Genomic DNA, 13,960 nt, shown 5'->3' with positions numbered 1-13,960 from the left:
CTTCCTGCTGACCTCAGCATCACAATGATCTGCTGTTCGCATGACACTCCCTCCGAGTGCAGCGATGTGCCTCACATGTTACTTGCTTAGATTGTCGATTGATCTGGCGTCCCCGACGGGATTTGAACCCGTGTTATCGCCGTGAAAGGGCGATTGTGGATGCTCTAGCTGGAGTGAGCTGCATTGAGCTGGTTTAAACAAAACCTCAGAAAATACTCGCGTTTACAGGTATCTAAGGATTTACACTGGCTTGCATGAGATGAGCGGCATTTTCCGCTCTGATCGTTACCACAGCGTTACCAAGTATTGACGGTTCGGGTGCGAGATCGGTATACCTGAACCCGAAGCTGGCCGCATTTCTCCTCGAGTACGGCCTAAACAGAAGCGCGCCCGCCCGGTGTTGGAAGCACCTGACGAGCGCTAACCAAAGTCGCCTTATGAGGAGGCAACAATGGCTTCACAAAAGCGTAGCATCCCCGTTCCCTCAATCGACACGCCGGAGATCCTGGGCTCACGTACGCGCCTGATGGGCTCTTTGCGCGCCATGGTTGGAGTTCTCAACGCCGAGATCTTCCGGCTCGAGACGACCGGCAACGTATCCAGCTGCGACCTCGACCGGGCATATGAACAGCTCGCCTGGGCGGTAGATGGTCACTGGGAAAACCAGCAGCTGGTGCTGCTCGATTCAAACCACTCTCGCGGTTTCGAAGGTGGGGTGGCGCGATGATCCATCTTGAGGCTTTGAAGAATGTGCTGCTACGCGCGGTTGTCGCCGGCAGCCTACTCGCGGTTGGATTTGCAGCCGGAAAGTGGGGCTTGCAATGAACCAATCATCAGCTCTTCCTCAAAACCCGCGTTCGCGGAAAGTGGTCCGGATCACCCGCCAGGATGTTGCTCAGATGGTCGACGCCTATATCCGGGAGCAACAGCATGTGTGCAGTCCGGAATACAGGCTAGGGATGATCGACCTACTCTGCCAACGGATCTTCGGATCCGGCATCATTGCGCGGTTCAAGAGAGGCACCGCGGCGGCGGACGCTCACTGGGCCGGAATGGAACACGGTCATGCCGTGTTAGCAGAATTTGCTCAGAAGGGAGGCCTCTGATGGACATCTCACGAATCGCTGTCTACGCGCGCGTTTCCACCCTGAACGGCCAGAACCCGGAGCTGCAGCTCAACGAGATCCGCGAGTACGCAGCTCGGCGCGGATGGGAGATCGTCAGCGAGTACGTCGATCTCGGCATCTCAGGCTCAAAGGAGTCGAGACCTCAGCTCAACCGAATGATCCAGGACGCACATCGACGGAAGTTCGACGCTGTTGTGTGCTGGAAGCTGGATCGGCTCGGGCGATCGCTGAAGCATCTCGTCACGACGATCGAGGACCTCGCAGCTTACGGAGTCAGCTTCGTCAGCCTGCGGGACAATCTCGACCTGAGCACACCTTCCGGCCGACTGATGATGCACATCATTGGCGCGATGGCGCAATTTGAACGCGAGCTCATTCGCGAACGCGTCACAGCAGGCATCCAGGCAGCCCGTAAGCGCGGTGCGAGGCTCGGGAGGCCTCGGACGTACGTCAACCCTTCCAAGGTCCAGCAAATGCGCGCAGAGGGGCTTTCTTGGCGCGCGATCGCCAAACAACTACGCATCGGCGTCGGAACGGCGTGCAGGGCCGTAAGGTCGCCTCAGAGGAGCATCCAATGACACTCGCTAGCTTCACGTACAAAGACGTCGAGAACCTTAGGAAGTTCGCGCCCCGCTACTTCTCTTTCGATGTGGGCGAACTGGATGAGATCGTCGCCGGCGCCAACATCGAGATGCACCGGATCTCGGTGATCGACGGCACCTACCTGGGCGACGTCCTGCCAAAACTCGATTGGTGGGTTGCTGTGGGAGAGCGGGCATCGCTCGCTGCCACAGAAGCACCGGAGAGGGTTTCCGCTTCGGAGTTGGCGCAATTCAGGAGCAACTTCGTGGGGCTGGTAGCTGGAGTTCTCTGCCGATACTCTACGGCTCTCGCACTGAATCCCGCGGTCGCGGGTTTTGACAGCGATGGCACTGACGCGGCTCTGGAGCTGCTCATCCACTACAGCCGCCTCACCTGTCACGTGCGGGCGTTCGCAAAGCGCATCTGGCCGGAGTTTGATCTCGGCTGGCTCTGGGCAGAGGCGTAGTCACATCCATCCGGGAGGACGCGACGTTACCGGAGGGGGATGACGCCGATTGCTGACGGGCCTAACCTCACAACAGTGCATGCGCTTGAACCCGGTGTTTTCCGAGTTTGAGCATTGAGCCCGCTGCGAAGCGGGCTCTTTGTTTTCGACTCAATAGGCCCTTCCTGCCTGAGATCCGCGGTGAACTCAAGCTTTGAATTTCTTCGGAACGCTGAAGATCGCAAGTCGCTGACCGCCGATGTGGAGCGTCGTCCTTAATGTCCCGGAGAATGCGCGCCCACTATCTCCCTTCTGCAAACTCCACCCCTTGCCGGACTTCATCTTCGGAGTTCCCTTGATCTTTTTGGCGTGATCCTTCATGGCAGCTCCTTTGGTCAGATCATTGTTGACCCATTGTGCCAGAAAGGGTCGGAACGGCTCTAACTTCTTGAAAAATTTTCAGAAAGCATCAAAACGGGCTGATCCTCAATATCACCTGTTTTTGACATCATTTCAGGCGGAGCCAATTCCGGGAATTCGCTGCGTACTACACGGGGAGAAGGTCCCCACTAATTTTGGAACATCCACCGCAAAGGAGAAATAGTGACTATGACCAGCTTATCGGACGCATGCGCTTCACGGACCGGGCTCAGAATCCACAAGAAAGTTCGGTGGTACCGGAGCGAAAAGCGAGCCAGACTGAGCCTCAGCACGCCGGGGAAGCTAAGCGCTGCGAAGATTGAAGACTCGGCAACGATCTACGCGAGCGAGACGGAGTTTCGAAGGAGCATCAAGGTCGATGCCGGACGTCATCCGGCGAGGAAGAATGCTCGAGCTGGCGATGTTCAATGTAGCGTTGTGAGACCCACGCGATCACTTCGCTCGGCTGCATCAATTTCAACAGTTTCGATTCCGGCATCGCCATCACTCGGCCGCATGCCGTGCATCGGGCCAACACCAGCCTCTTGTCTTCGTCGTAGGTGAAGGAAAGATCGGTTCTATCCGACACAACCGTGTGATTGCTCAGAAAGGCGAAAAGGTTGTGAACATCGTACTTGGAGGGCCTCGTCGAATGATGACGTGTACCGTCTGCAATCATGCGAAACGCGCCGATATCGATAAAGCGCTCGTCTCACAGCGCTCATTGCGAGACATCGCGAAACAGTTTGGGTTGCATTCAAGCTCAGTAAACAGACACAAACGACACATTGAGAAGGGCTTGGTGAAGGCGAAACAAGCAGCAGAAGCAAGCGAAGCAACATCGTTGTTACAGGTGCTAGAAAACTACAAATCGAGCTTCGAATCGGCGTATGAGCGAGCGTGCAAAGAGAACGAATGGTCGGGGGCTGCATCGCTCGCTCGCCAGATGCTCAGCGCAGTGGAACTGCTAGCGCGGTTGAGTGGAGAGCTCCGCCCCGCCGGCACGAAAGTAGCGATCAGCATTGGTGCTCCCACGACGAACTCTGACTTCAGCCACTTGACCGATGATGAACTCGACCGCAAAATCGAGAGAATGCTATGTGGTCTGAATCGGGCGCGTGTTGGTCATTCGTCATTTCTCTTCGACAACGAAACCGTTCCACCGGGCGTGGGATATGAGGCCAACAATCGGGGCAACGATCACATGCGGGAGCTCGCGATAAAGATGGGCAGGAAGCCGGAAGGGTGGAGCCCATATCGCTTCTCGACCCCCGCGGATCGGCGTCGAATGCTCTATGCGCTATGGAAGAAACTGTGCCTCTACGATCTCGACCTCGATCCAAGCGAACTCGGGTCCTTTGCGGCGATCCAGATTGGGTTCGATCTGAGGGATCAGGTTCGAGAAGGCTGGAGTGGGGAGCTCTGGCCAGTTGTCCGACTGTTTAGATACAACTCAGCCCTGGAGTTCGAAAAACCATCGCCGCCATTCTTAGAGGGCGAATAGTGGGCCGGTGGCCGCGCATCAGCTCACTACCTACCTGCTTGACGGCGGGGAGAATGCGAGCTCAGCAACATTGGACTGTTTTCGATGAGCGCATGTTTCTATTTGAGCCGTGATGCTATGGTGGCATTCCGGACAGCTGTATGGAGAGTGCTCATCGACCCATTTCAAAGGCAGCTGAAGCGTCCCAAAATCCTCGATCGCCCCGCTTTTGCAAGTCGCAGAATCCTATGCGGATATTCAGCCCGGAGCCCAGGCCTCAAAAACACATGGTTCTGGAACACGAGGTAGTGTATCATGCGATTTCCCACCAGCCCGGTTATCAGTACTGATCTTGATGCGCATACCGCCTACCTGAGCTGGGCGAATAAACGTCAAAGTTCCGAGTGGCCGGTAATTCAGTCAGAGCCCTGACTGTGGTCCTCGATCGGCCGGCTGAGAATTAACGGCATGCCAGAGCGCATGCTTCTCTGCGCACCGAGAACGCTGTAACCGACCATCGCTATGGAACGTTGATTCATGGGCGAGCGGAGGCGGAGCAGGCTCTTTTCGCTTTTGTGCGGTCCCGCTAGGCTGTACGCCCAACCGGCACAGGTACTCGATCGAGCAACTTCGAATATCCTGAGATCTTGACGCGGTACATGATCCACAAAATCAACTGCGGTATGATCGCGACCAGGTTGATGATGGGGATAATGCCGCAGGCCATGCAAATGGCCATTGCTAAACCAAGTGTCCTACCGGGCTTCTGCTCGCTCGCCGCGATATTCCGCAGGCGAAACTCATTCTCTAGGGAGTCAGCGAGCGCGTTGACAACGAAAAAGATCCACACAAAATTGAACAAAGGGACAAGTACCAGCCATACCCTTCCAGGCTGCATGGTGCGGGATTGAGGAGAGCACTTCTTTAGCACACGCGAGAGAAGGGCGACGTAGGCAATCACTTCTGCCAAGACAAGCAGGAATAGCACGCCACTTACGATACGGATGATCGTGGTCTGATCCATAACCAGTCTCCTATCGCTTGAGGTTCGCGGAATAGTACCACGCATGATCAACGAAACTACACACCCCTAAAGCAGCAGACATTGCCTTGCAGGCCCTGGTGGACATGGCATCACTTCGGGTGCCTCAAACCAATCTGTCAGGTCAGCCTTCTTTTGGACAATGAAGAAACCTTCGGGAACTCGCAATCATCTGCTCGGTATCCCGTCAGCATCGGGACTCCTGCCGGCGGAGTGGACGTTGATCAGGCATCCGTTCCGCCGGTCTGATCGACGCCCGCACTCTGGAAAAAATAGCCCGAGCGGGAAGTTGACTCTTAGAGCATCTTTAAGCTAACTTCTCAACAACTCCAGGGTTCGATCTTCGAGTAGATCAGTATCGACCTGCCCGCACGCCGGAATGCCATGGGTGTGCCCACCTCGAGCAAGCGTGATCTTGCAAGCCGTTATTCGAGCGCTCGGAAATCTCTCCGAAGAGGAAAAGATCCCTGCCCATGAAGTCGATTTGTCTTCTACCACTGCGCTTCACGGCCGCCGCTGCGGTTCTCACCCTCATCTGCATCCCGGTATCCGCCAGAACCAGCCGTCCACAAACCACCACTGTCAGAAACGTTCAGTCCGCCTACGCCTGGTCCATGACCCAGGACATCGCAACCGGCAGCGGAGTCGCCACCGGTGCCATGGCCCTCGTTAGCAGCCCGTCCCTCAGCGGAGCTGCCCGCCAGTTCGGCATTAGTTTCCAGAACTCCGCAGGTGAACGCTACTGGTCCGTCTTCGGCAATGACGCCGCCGCTACCAATTTCACATACGATGTCAAGGTCTACATCCCTCGCCTTCCAACGACATCGCGAACCTCGAATTCGACATGAATCAGGTCATGGCCAACGGCCAGACCGTCATCTACGGCGTCCAGTGCGATGGCTACAGCAGCACATGGGACTACACCATCAACGCCGGCACACCTGCTGCACCCGTCGACCAATGGATCCACTCAACCGCTCCCTGCAACCCACAGCAGTGGGCCGCCGACACCTGGCATCATCTGGTCATCAACTATTCGCGCGACAGCGCCGGCAACGTCACCTACAGAAGCGTCAGCCTTGATGGCATCCTTCAGCAGATCAACGAAACAGTCCCGTCTGCCTTCGCGCTCGGCTGGGGACAGGTGCTCCTCACCAACTTCCAAATCGACGGCATGGGGGGATACGGCAGCGCGACCGTCTATCTCGACCAGCTCACGATTACGCGCTGGTGATTTGCCGCGAGATACGTGGGCGAATGGTTGCCAATTCGGAACCGACCCAAAAACGGTTAGGGTCCGAGTAGCCGGTAATCCACCCGCGACCCGTTCCATCAGCTGCCCTTAGAGGGACGTGTGCGATTCTGTGAGCGCAGCATACATGTAGGGAGGTGCGATGGACCACGCTGAATTGCAACGCTTCGGGATGAGCTATGCAGCCGCTTGGTGCAGTCAGAGTGCCGCCTGTGTGGCGGAGTTCTATGAAGAAGGCGGTTCGCTCCAGATCAATTTGGGGTTACCGTCAGTAGGGAGATCATCCATTGCGGCGACGGCAAAGTCCTTCATGACAGCCTTCCCCGATATGGTCGTTTCAATGGTCGATGTGAGCGCGAACCAAGACGGAGCGATTTTTCAATGGACCCTTGCCGGAACGAACACTGGGCCGGGAGGAACCGGCAACGCGGTTCAGATCGGTGGCTATGAGATTTGGCAGTTCGGAGGAACTGGATTGATTCTGAGGTCAAGGGGACATTTCGATGAAGCGGATTATCAGCGCCAGTTGAATGTCAGATGACTTGAGCATCTGATCTGGAGTTGTCGGCCAATCAGACCCTAAAGCAAGAAATTTCCAATTTCCGAGTTGCTGGTTACTGGCCAGCAATCATAAGTGCGTCTAGTCTAGTGACGGTCTCTCAATCTGATCGATCACAAGCACCTGAACCGTCTCTCTAGAGGGGACCAACTTCAATCCGAGCTGCTCTTCAAGAGCGGTGAAGAGCGATGGGCCAGAATCAGGGTTGTTGGCGCGTTGATTAGGGGACCAATGCAGCGTGAAGTCGAACTTTTTATCGCCTAAACCGGTTTTGTCGATGAGGAGGCGACCATCAGTACCGGAAAGAGTGTTGATCAGACTTTCAGTTGAGAGTGCGTGTCCGGTCAGTATTACACCGCCAGTGCCCGCTAATTGCGTTGTTTCTACCTCGTCTCTCGGTGCCTCCTTCATCTTCAGTCCACTCTTGGCGATTACCAAGTTGTACACAGCCAACTCCCTTTTTTCGTAGTGGAACTTCAGTTTGCATCGATCGATCAGCAGGGCTTGAAGCATCGGCTCTTCTTCTTTACGTCTCTCCGCGCTGGTAATTTTCCGCCATCTCGTTACCGTATCCGGGGCAACTCTCGCATCGATGTCATACGGCTCAGATTCAGTCCAAGACGGCAGGCCCACGACGAGCTTGTCATAGACGATGTGGAAGGCGTCGCGCACTAAGGAGTCGAGCGTCGTGTATGTTTCTCGAAAGCCGTTCGGCATGATGTTCGACGATGGAAGGGTTCCAGGTTTGCTCGGTTTGATGGAGATAACCTCATAAACACTCGGCTTCGCGCCCGGAGCTTCAAGAGTTTGTTCCTGTGAAGCACCCGAAACGGGAAGTCCAATAGCAAGCATTCCTGCAACTACTCGTGAAAGCCTCATCTCTCAGCCCTACGCGGAACGCCATGCAGTCTACTCGAACTCTCAAAAGCCTTCATAGTCGCTTACTTGTCGCAAAATGACATTGTTGTTGACGTCTGCGAGTGAGTCGTCGGCAACTCGGACCTTTTCCAGTTCTTCGCCTTAACCTAAAAGCGGCATCATGGCTGAATCGGAGGTCCCTAGCCATGAAAAGAAAGCTGAAATCTAGAAGACACGGCAAGAAGGCGAAGAGCGTATTGCGCCTGCCGGACCTGGAGCACGCCAAATCTGCCGTTCTTAGCAGTCTAAGCAATGCGGATGCACAACGAGGGTACAGCCACGCGATTGATGAGTTCGTGGACTGGTACTGTTCGGAACCGCGTCTGGCCTTCAATCGCTTAGTAGTCCTTCGCTATCGAAGCCATCTGGAATCGCGACGCTTGGCACCAGGAACGATCAATCTGCGGCTTGGCGCGGTTCGCAGGCTTGCATACGAAGCGGCGGACTGTGGGCTTCTTAGCGCCGATCTCGCAGCAGGCATTCGCCGCGTCCATGGGCTGAGGAAGATTGGTGTTCGTCTCGGAAATTGGCTATCGGCAGAAGAAAGCAGGGCGCTCTGGGAAGCCCCCGATTCCGGCCGGATGAAGGACAAGCGCGATAAAGCCCTGCTCGCACTTCTGCTGGCATGCGGCCTGCGAAGACACGAGGCGGTCTCGTTACGGCTGCGTGATTTGGAAAAGAGAGAGGGACGTTGGGCCATCGTCGATCTGGTCGGCAAGGGCGGACACATCCGAACAGTTCCAATCCCTGACTGGGTACGGGTGCAACTCGAATCTTGGATTAGCGCAGCCCAGATCAATGAGGGATGCATTTTCCGGAGAGTGGATAGATCCGGACAAGTCAGGGGAGATCATATTTCAGAGAAAGCGATCTGGCACATCGTCAGGAAATCAGCGAGGAGAGCAGGCCTGTCGAATGTTGCTCCTCACGACCTGCGTAGAACGTGTGCTCGATTGTGCCAGTCGGCAGGCGGCGAGCTTGAGCAAATTCAATTTCTGCTTGGGCACGTGTCCATTCAGACTACAGAACGATATCTTGGGAGTAAGCAGCGTCTGCGCTCAGCCGTCAACGACCATATCGGGATTGAACCGGACGAATGAGGTTAGGAATGGAATACGATCGGGACAAAGTAGATGAAGTGACTCTGGCACTTCTTTGGCTGACTCGTTTCAAAGAAGCCGGCAGCGCCCGAGCTTGGAAAGGGCATGACTGGGAGACGATGGAGCGCCTGCATTCAAAAGAATTCATCTCCGATCCGCGGGGCAAGCAGAAATCGGTTCTGCTGACCGCGGAAGGTGAGAAGCACTCCAAACGGCTCTTCGACAAATACTTCGGCTCGAAGCCTTGAATCCTTCGAACAACAAGAATGGCAATTTCTTGCATTAGGGTCCGAGTGGCCGACAACTCACCCGCGGCGCCCATTTTGATTGCCTTATATCAAGGCGGTTCTCGTTACGGGATCCGATGTGTGGAGGAACGCTTCGAGGGGAGAGTAGGATGCACTGGGCACTCAGTGAATTCGATTCGTGAGAACCCTAGCAGCCCGTTCGATAGCGTGAATCTGCCAACGGTGTTCCTCTTCGACAGGCACATCCGCATCCGACTGACTTCGTTCGATTAATTTACCAAGCTCGCAGTGGTGCGCATTCTCGATGCGATCTAGGTCAGCTTCCCATGTCGAAGAGCCGATTGTTCTGAAGCAGCGCGAACAAATGGAGTCGATTGTTCCATCCCGATTGCTGCGATGAGCGAAGGAATACACAGAGAACTGATGTTGCATGATGGGCCTCAGAGCACCTTGATCTTCAAAAGCGTAATGCAAGTGACGAAACAATGTAACTCGGACAAATCCTAGCGTCATACGCGTACGACCTGCCGGTTCGAGATGTAGATCAAGAGAGTTTCTCCGGCAACTCGGACCCTAGCCTTCCGGGAAACTTGCAAACTCCCGATTAACCGCAACTCGGACATAACACTTTTGTTGGTTCGTCGTGAATGCAGTCGCGGGGCGAATATCAGAGATTGAGCGAAGTGGGGCGATCGTCTGTATAGGTGAACGCATCCAGTTCTAGGTCGTTAATAGCGGAGTTCTTAGGGTTGAACCGAACTATCACCTGCTTCCCGATAGGTAATTCTCTACCTGCGAAGTCTTTGGCGGCTTCGTCGGTTGAGAAGTTCTTGTGCCAGGTTCCCGACTTCTGACAACCCTCGCAGTCCTGAAATTCGTAGATGAAAGTTGCGCAGCTGTAGCGACCGTCCGCGTCCCTTATCTGCTGGACGTCGAGCCCTGTAATCGTACCCTCCACCACAGGCCAATTGGCGGACCCGCGATAGACCCAGAGTGTCCGCACAAGAACAATCAGCGTCATCACGGCCAATGCTACCCAGACGATTGACTGGTAATGGAATCCGGACGACATGGCTCATCCTACAATGCAGCGATAGAAGATCTAAAGCTATTCTCTAGGTGTAGTAAATCGAGGTAGCTCCCGAATCACCGGCAACTCGGAAACTGGCAATTTCTTGGTTTGGGTCCGAGTAGCCGACAACTCTATCCCTCTCCCCAGCAATTGCAGACTCTGAACAGCAGATTAGCTGGCTAACGTCATCAGAGCCTCAAGGAGCCGCGAATTGGATGAGAGACTTGCGACTCCGAGGCCCTGCGAGCCTCCTGGCACAGAGGGGGTGATATCGCCAGTGGCATGCGCTCATCGCAGGAGAGAGCGCATGTACTTAGATGCGTTTTGAAATCAAAAAACGGCCCAAGCAGCTCTCTGCACTGCTCGGGCCAATTTCTTAATTCCGCGCACCCAGCTCTGTTGGCTGCGGTGGCTTCAGGTGATTGCTGATGCTCCATCGCTTCTTGCGAGTAGAGCCTGTATTCTTTCAATCACCTCTGTCGGGTACACAGGCTTCGCAAGAATCTCGAAAGTGTAACCCAGCTTCCTAGCATTCTCCAGCAGATCGGCCGTCGAAGCCACGCCTGACATCAGGAGAACCGCTCGGACCAAGCCTTTTCTCCTAGCTTCAATAGCCAGCTCAATCCCCGTCATTCCTGGCATCATTACGTCACTGAGCAGAAGGTCGAATGATTCGGACTGGAGGAGCTTAAGAGCATGGGATGCGTTGTGCGCTGCGACAGCTTGGAAGCCTTCCGCTGAAAGAACCATCACGAGCGTGTCTGCGATGATTTCGCTGTCGTCAACGACGAGGACTGTCCTCACCGAGTTGAGATAGGCTTGCACCCTAGTTGGACTTAGATGCTTCCTTTCCCCACCGGAGCTATGAGAGACCTAAGTCGGGGCTTCCGTGCTCCATCTGTACTCTTCAGGTGCCTTCAGACCAGCTATCCGAAGCCGATCCGCAACCGCTAGTTGAGCAGCGATCTGAGAGGCCTCCTTGCTGATATCCGAGCCTCTGTCTAAGATCACGACGCTTTTGGAAAGGCGCAAGGTCCAAGTCCAATCACCTGAGACATTGGATTCAACGCGGAGCACCAACGTAAAGCCCTCAAGCACGACAGAACAGACGGATGTCATCAAAATACGCGGCTTAGCGGCTCCCAGAGGTTTTTAGCACTTCTCAAGAAGATGCGCAATCGATCCCGCTCGGGGCATAGACCTCCTTAGGTCTCGATCCTGGCACGCGCGCCCTTCGGCTTCAGCAATCCTGAGCGACAGGATTCCTTTCAACTGCAATATGACAGAATCCTGAGGGTCACCGATTCGTTCAACATTCAGGAGGCAGCTACGGAGAATCCGGGACGTGGAGGAAGCAGAATACGTGAACATGACACTCCTTTCAATCGTGTGTGCAGGTGAGTTGGGTGATCACAGCCAAACGGTATCTGTGTCGCGATCTCCCTGCAATGGCGCTCCGGTAATCTTCGGGTAATCTTCGGGTCACACTTTGGGAATGGTGATCAACTTCCGTCCGAGGGGTGATCTTCGTTTCTCGAAACACGCGTGACAGTACACCGGACGGTTTTGCGATGGCTTGAATGGGACCGCGGTCTCTGCTCCGCAATCAGCACAAATTACGGTGTTGTCAGTCCGAAGTTTTCCTCCCGCTCTTTTCGCGCGGCAGCTACGGCAAGTCTTCGGAACGTGAGTGAAGCCTTTCGCATTAAAGAAATGCTGTTCGCCCGAAGTGAATACAAATTCTCCACCGCAATGGCTGCACTTCACTTTTATGTCAATGAAGGCCATTACGTACCCCTGAGCCGCGAGGTAGCATTGCCCCAATCTGAGCAAGCAAGTCCGTGGGATGAGTCGGCTTTGAAAGCACTTCAAATTCGCGGCATTTGGATTTGATCTCGTGGCGCAGAAACTCCAGATTCGCCTGTCCAGACATGAGCAGCACTTTGCACGTCGGAAGTTGGTCGCATACCTGTATCGCAAGGTCGATTCCTGATAGGCCAGGCATGAAGACATCACTCAGCAAGAGGTCCGGGGACCGCTCTTTTGCCCTCTCTAAGGCTGCGATACCATCGTAAGCAACGGAGACTTCGTATCCGGCCCCGGTTAAGATGAGCTTCAGCGTATCAGCGATGATCTTTTCATCGTCGGCTACCAGAACACGCGGTTTTCTGGCACAGTCAGCAGCACACATTAGGAAATCTCAAGGGAAGGAATATGCGAGTCTTCGCATATACTAACGCAAATGCCCGACTCACTGCGGCAGTTCAAGGCTGAGATGTTCCAAGCTCTGGGAAATGCCACCCGGATTGCAATCGTCGATGAGTTGCGAGATGGCGAGCTTACCGTGGGCGTGATTTCGGAGCGGCTTGAGGCCGAGCAATCGAACATCTCGCAGCATCTTGCAGTACTGCGGGCACGGCAGATCGTGCGTACCCGTAAGCTTGGAAACCAAGTGTTCTATTCGGTGCGCGACCCACTTCTCTGGAAAGTGCTTGATCTCATGCGGCGTTATTTCGAGAAGCAGGTGGGAGAGTCCGTACGGATTTTAGAAAAAGTGAATCTCTAGACAGCGTGTTCTGCTTCTATGTAGGGGACTTCAAAAGGTGAAATTGTCAGAAGAGAAATCCGCTGTCTTTGTAGAGAACGATTTCAGAGTTCGACGTTCTGAGTGAATAACCGGCTACTCGGACCTTAGTCTCCCGCAATCGAGTTCTATTCCGTAATAACCCGATCCGCCCATTCCACGAGCGAAACGAAGATTGTCGGGCTCCCGAACTTCGCACCCCACTGGTCAAGATCGGTTTGTACGATGCCGCGTGCGCGGCTGCATGCACCACATGCATAAATTTGCACCTTCTTGTCAGCCACTTTCCGGAGGGCCTCACCCAAAGGGGGCCAGCCTACGGGCACAACTGCCGCCGCAACTGAGGCACGCATGAGTGAAACTGCTTCGCCGAGCAAGAAGATCTGTACAGAGTGTCCCGCCTCGGCTAGGGCGAAACCGTGAAGAAACGGGAAAGCGGCCTTGGTTGGATCATCCGATCCCCATGCGCTTTTCATCATGATGTTCAGCTGTTTGTGGCTATTGGTCTGCCCTAGACTTGCAGCGGCGCCAATGAACGGCAGGGCACACATCTGGCGGAGAAACGAACGTCTAGCCATATGGAATTCACCAACCCTCAAGATCAGAGGCTGAAGTATAGCATTCACTCACAACAGCGATTTAAATGGTCTCGCGGTAGAATCACCGGCTACTCGGGCGCTAGAGCGATTTGGGTTTGTACCCCCAGACTCGCCGAATCAGAAACATCTCAACGGTGAATCGAAGCACCCAATGATTTGCCCCGGACGGAGGGCCGATGGGTGAATCTGAGGCGCACACTGGAGATTGAAAGAATCAAGTCTCGCATAAAAGACTGCGAGGCAGATCGTCGCTGGCTCCTCGGAATGCTAGCGACTTCTCAAGTCAATCTTGCTTGGATTTCCGAAAGGGTTGCTGAGAATGAAAAAGACCTGCGTATTCTGTGGCGCCAGCTGAGCACTCTAGAAAAGCTCGAATCTGAAGAGTCAGCGTAGTTTGCCAGATTGACCGGAAACTCGGAAGTGGGCGAGCGCCCGGCCACTCGGAACCAACCTAATTCTGCATCCAATGGAGGGGTAAAAGCCCGCATTCGTCTCTCCTTAGTAGTGTTCACGCAAAGGAGGTTCAGCA

The 13,960-nt window shown here is 54.7% G+C and carries 19 protein-coding genes and 1 tRNA gene; 11 read left to right on the top strand and 9 right to left on the bottom strand.

The genetic code is table 11. From position 1 onward, the window contains the following. Positions 1-104: 104 nt before the first annotated feature. Positions 105-190 (bottom strand) — tRNA-Glu (locus DHV10_RS27255). 261 nt (positions 191-451) lie between these two features. Between DHV10_RS27255 and DHV10_RS16925 the strand changes: the two genes are divergently transcribed. From DHV10_RS16925 to DHV10_RS16915, 4 genes are all read left to right on the top strand, one after another. Then, complete coding sequence (locus tag DHV10_RS16925) at positions 452-727, top strand: hypothetical protein (protein WP_109487551.1); 276 nt, start codon at positions 452-454, stop codon at positions 725-727. A gap of 172 nt (positions 728-899) precedes the next feature. Further along, positions 900-1,106 carry a hypothetical protein gene (locus tag DHV10_RS27555; RefSeq protein WP_204101445.1) on the top strand — a complete coding sequence of 69 codons (207 nt, stop codon included), beginning with the start codon at positions 900-902 and terminating at the stop codon, positions 1,104-1,106. After that, entirely contained in the window at positions 1,106-1,705 is a 600-nt protein-coding gene (locus DHV10_RS27250) for a recombinase family protein (protein ID WP_162601620.1), read from the top strand. Before DHV10_RS27555 ends, DHV10_RS27250 begins: the two co-directional genes overlap by 1 nt. Further along, on the top strand, positions 1,702-2,175 hold the full coding sequence (locus DHV10_RS16915; RefSeq protein WP_109487549.1) for a hypothetical protein: 474 nt from the start codon (positions 1,702-1,704) through the stop codon (positions 2,173-2,175). The genes DHV10_RS27250 and DHV10_RS16915 overlap by 4 nt, the downstream gene beginning before the upstream one ends. A gap of 186 nt (positions 2,176-2,361) precedes the next feature. On the opposite strand, the gene DHV10_RS27245 is transcribed toward DHV10_RS16915, so the two are convergent. After that, entirely contained in the window at positions 2,362-2,535 is a 174-nt protein-coding gene (locus DHV10_RS27245; RefSeq protein ID WP_162601619.1) for a hypothetical protein, read from the bottom strand. Between the two features lie 841 nt (positions 2,536-3,376). Here DHV10_RS27245 and DHV10_RS16905 point away from each other — a divergent pair. Then, entirely contained in the window at positions 3,377-4,078 is a 702-nt protein-coding gene (locus DHV10_RS16905; RefSeq protein ID WP_162601618.1) for a hypothetical protein, read from the top strand. Positions 4,079-4,643: 565 nt separating this feature from the next. Here the strand turns inward: DHV10_RS16905 and DHV10_RS16900 are convergent. After that, positions 4,644-5,081, bottom strand: coding sequence for a hypothetical protein (locus DHV10_RS16900; RefSeq protein ID WP_109487546.1), 438 nt, complete (start codon positions 5,079-5,081; stop codon positions 4,644-4,646). 491 nt (positions 5,082-5,572) lie between these two features. Here DHV10_RS16900 and DHV10_RS16895 point away from each other — a divergent pair, with 491 nt between their 5' ends. From DHV10_RS16895 to DHV10_RS16885, 3 genes are all read left to right on the top strand, one after another. Continuing rightward, on the top strand, positions 5,573-5,947 hold the full coding sequence (locus DHV10_RS16895; RefSeq protein ID WP_109487545.1) for a hypothetical protein: 375 nt from the start codon (positions 5,573-5,575) through the stop codon (positions 5,945-5,947). Further along, the gene (locus tag DHV10_RS16890) at positions 5,944-6,333 is read left to right on the top strand and encodes a hypothetical protein (protein WP_109487544.1); all 390 of its coding nucleotides are present in this window, start codon (positions 5,944-5,946) and stop codon (positions 6,331-6,333) included. The genes DHV10_RS16895 and DHV10_RS16890 overlap by 4 nt, the downstream gene beginning before the upstream one ends. A gap of 160 nt (positions 6,334-6,493) precedes the next feature. Next, on the top strand, positions 6,494-6,892 hold the full coding sequence (locus DHV10_RS16885) for a nuclear transport factor 2 family protein (protein WP_109487543.1): 399 nt from the start codon (positions 6,494-6,496) through the stop codon (positions 6,890-6,892). A 99-nt stretch (positions 6,893-6,991) separates the two neighbouring features. On the opposite strand, the gene DHV10_RS16880 is transcribed toward DHV10_RS16885, so the two are convergent. Further along, on the bottom strand, positions 6,992-7,762 hold the full coding sequence (locus DHV10_RS16880) for a TIGR03435 family protein (RefSeq protein ID WP_162601617.1): 771 nt from the start codon (positions 7,760-7,762) through the stop codon (positions 6,992-6,994). 212 nt (positions 7,763-7,974) lie between these two features. On the opposite strand from DHV10_RS16880, the gene DHV10_RS16875 reads away from it, so the two are divergent. Both DHV10_RS16875 and DHV10_RS16870 read left to right on the top strand, forming a co-directional pair. Continuing rightward, positions 7,975-8,928: a tyrosine-type recombinase/integrase gene (locus tag DHV10_RS16875; RefSeq protein ID WP_109487541.1), complete on the top strand. Its 954-nt coding sequence runs from the start codon at positions 7,975-7,977 to the stop codon at positions 8,926-8,928. A gap of 8 nt (positions 8,929-8,936) precedes the next feature. Beyond that, positions 8,937-9,176, top strand: a complete 240-nt coding sequence (locus tag DHV10_RS16870; protein ID WP_204101444.1) for a DUF6429 family protein — start codon at positions 8,937-8,939, stop codon at positions 9,174-9,176. 667 nt (positions 9,177-9,843) lie between these two features. On the opposite strand, the gene DHV10_RS16865 is transcribed toward DHV10_RS16870, so the two are convergent. From DHV10_RS16865 to DHV10_RS16850, 4 genes are all read right to left on the bottom strand, one after another. Further along, complete coding sequence (locus DHV10_RS16865; protein ID WP_109487539.1) at positions 9,844-10,248, bottom strand: DUF3592 domain-containing protein; 405 nt, start codon at positions 10,246-10,248, stop codon at positions 9,844-9,846. A 414-nt stretch (positions 10,249-10,662) separates the two neighbouring features. Continuing rightward, on the bottom strand, positions 10,663-11,073 hold the full coding sequence (locus tag DHV10_RS16860) for a response regulator (RefSeq protein ID WP_109487538.1): 411 nt from the start codon (positions 11,071-11,073) through the stop codon (positions 10,663-10,665). A 657-nt stretch (positions 11,074-11,730) separates the two neighbouring features. Next, the gene (locus tag DHV10_RS16855; RefSeq protein WP_109487537.1) at positions 11,731-12,036 is read right to left on the bottom strand and encodes a zinc-ribbon domain containing protein; all 306 of its coding nucleotides are present in this window, start codon (positions 12,034-12,036) and stop codon (positions 11,731-11,733) included. Continuing rightward, entirely contained in the window at positions 12,023-12,439 is a 417-nt protein-coding gene (locus DHV10_RS16850; protein ID WP_109487536.1) for a response regulator, read from the bottom strand. Before DHV10_RS16850 ends, DHV10_RS16855 begins: the two co-directional genes overlap by 14 nt. Positions 12,440-12,490: 51 nt before the next feature. On the opposite strand from DHV10_RS16850, the gene DHV10_RS16845 reads away from it, so the two are divergent. Continuing rightward, positions 12,491-12,814: an ArsR/SmtB family transcription factor gene (locus tag DHV10_RS16845; RefSeq protein WP_109487535.1), complete on the top strand. Its 324-nt coding sequence runs from the start codon at positions 12,491-12,493 to the stop codon at positions 12,812-12,814. Positions 12,815-12,960: 146 nt separating this feature from the next. Here DHV10_RS16845 and DHV10_RS16840 read toward each other — a convergent pair whose 3' ends face one another. Then, the gene (locus DHV10_RS16840; RefSeq protein ID WP_162601616.1) at positions 12,961-13,431 is read right to left on the bottom strand and encodes a DsrE family protein; all 471 of its coding nucleotides are present in this window, start codon (positions 13,429-13,431) and stop codon (positions 12,961-12,963) included. Between the last annotated feature and the right edge of the window lie 529 nt (positions 13,432-13,960).

Origin of the sequence: Occallatibacter savannae (assembly GCF_003131205.1) — a bacterium.
GTDB classification, from domain to species: Bacteria; Acidobacteriota; Terriglobia; order Terriglobales; family Acidobacteriaceae; genus Telmatobacter; species Telmatobacter savannae.
This window is presented reverse-complemented; position numbering and strand designations above follow the sequence as displayed.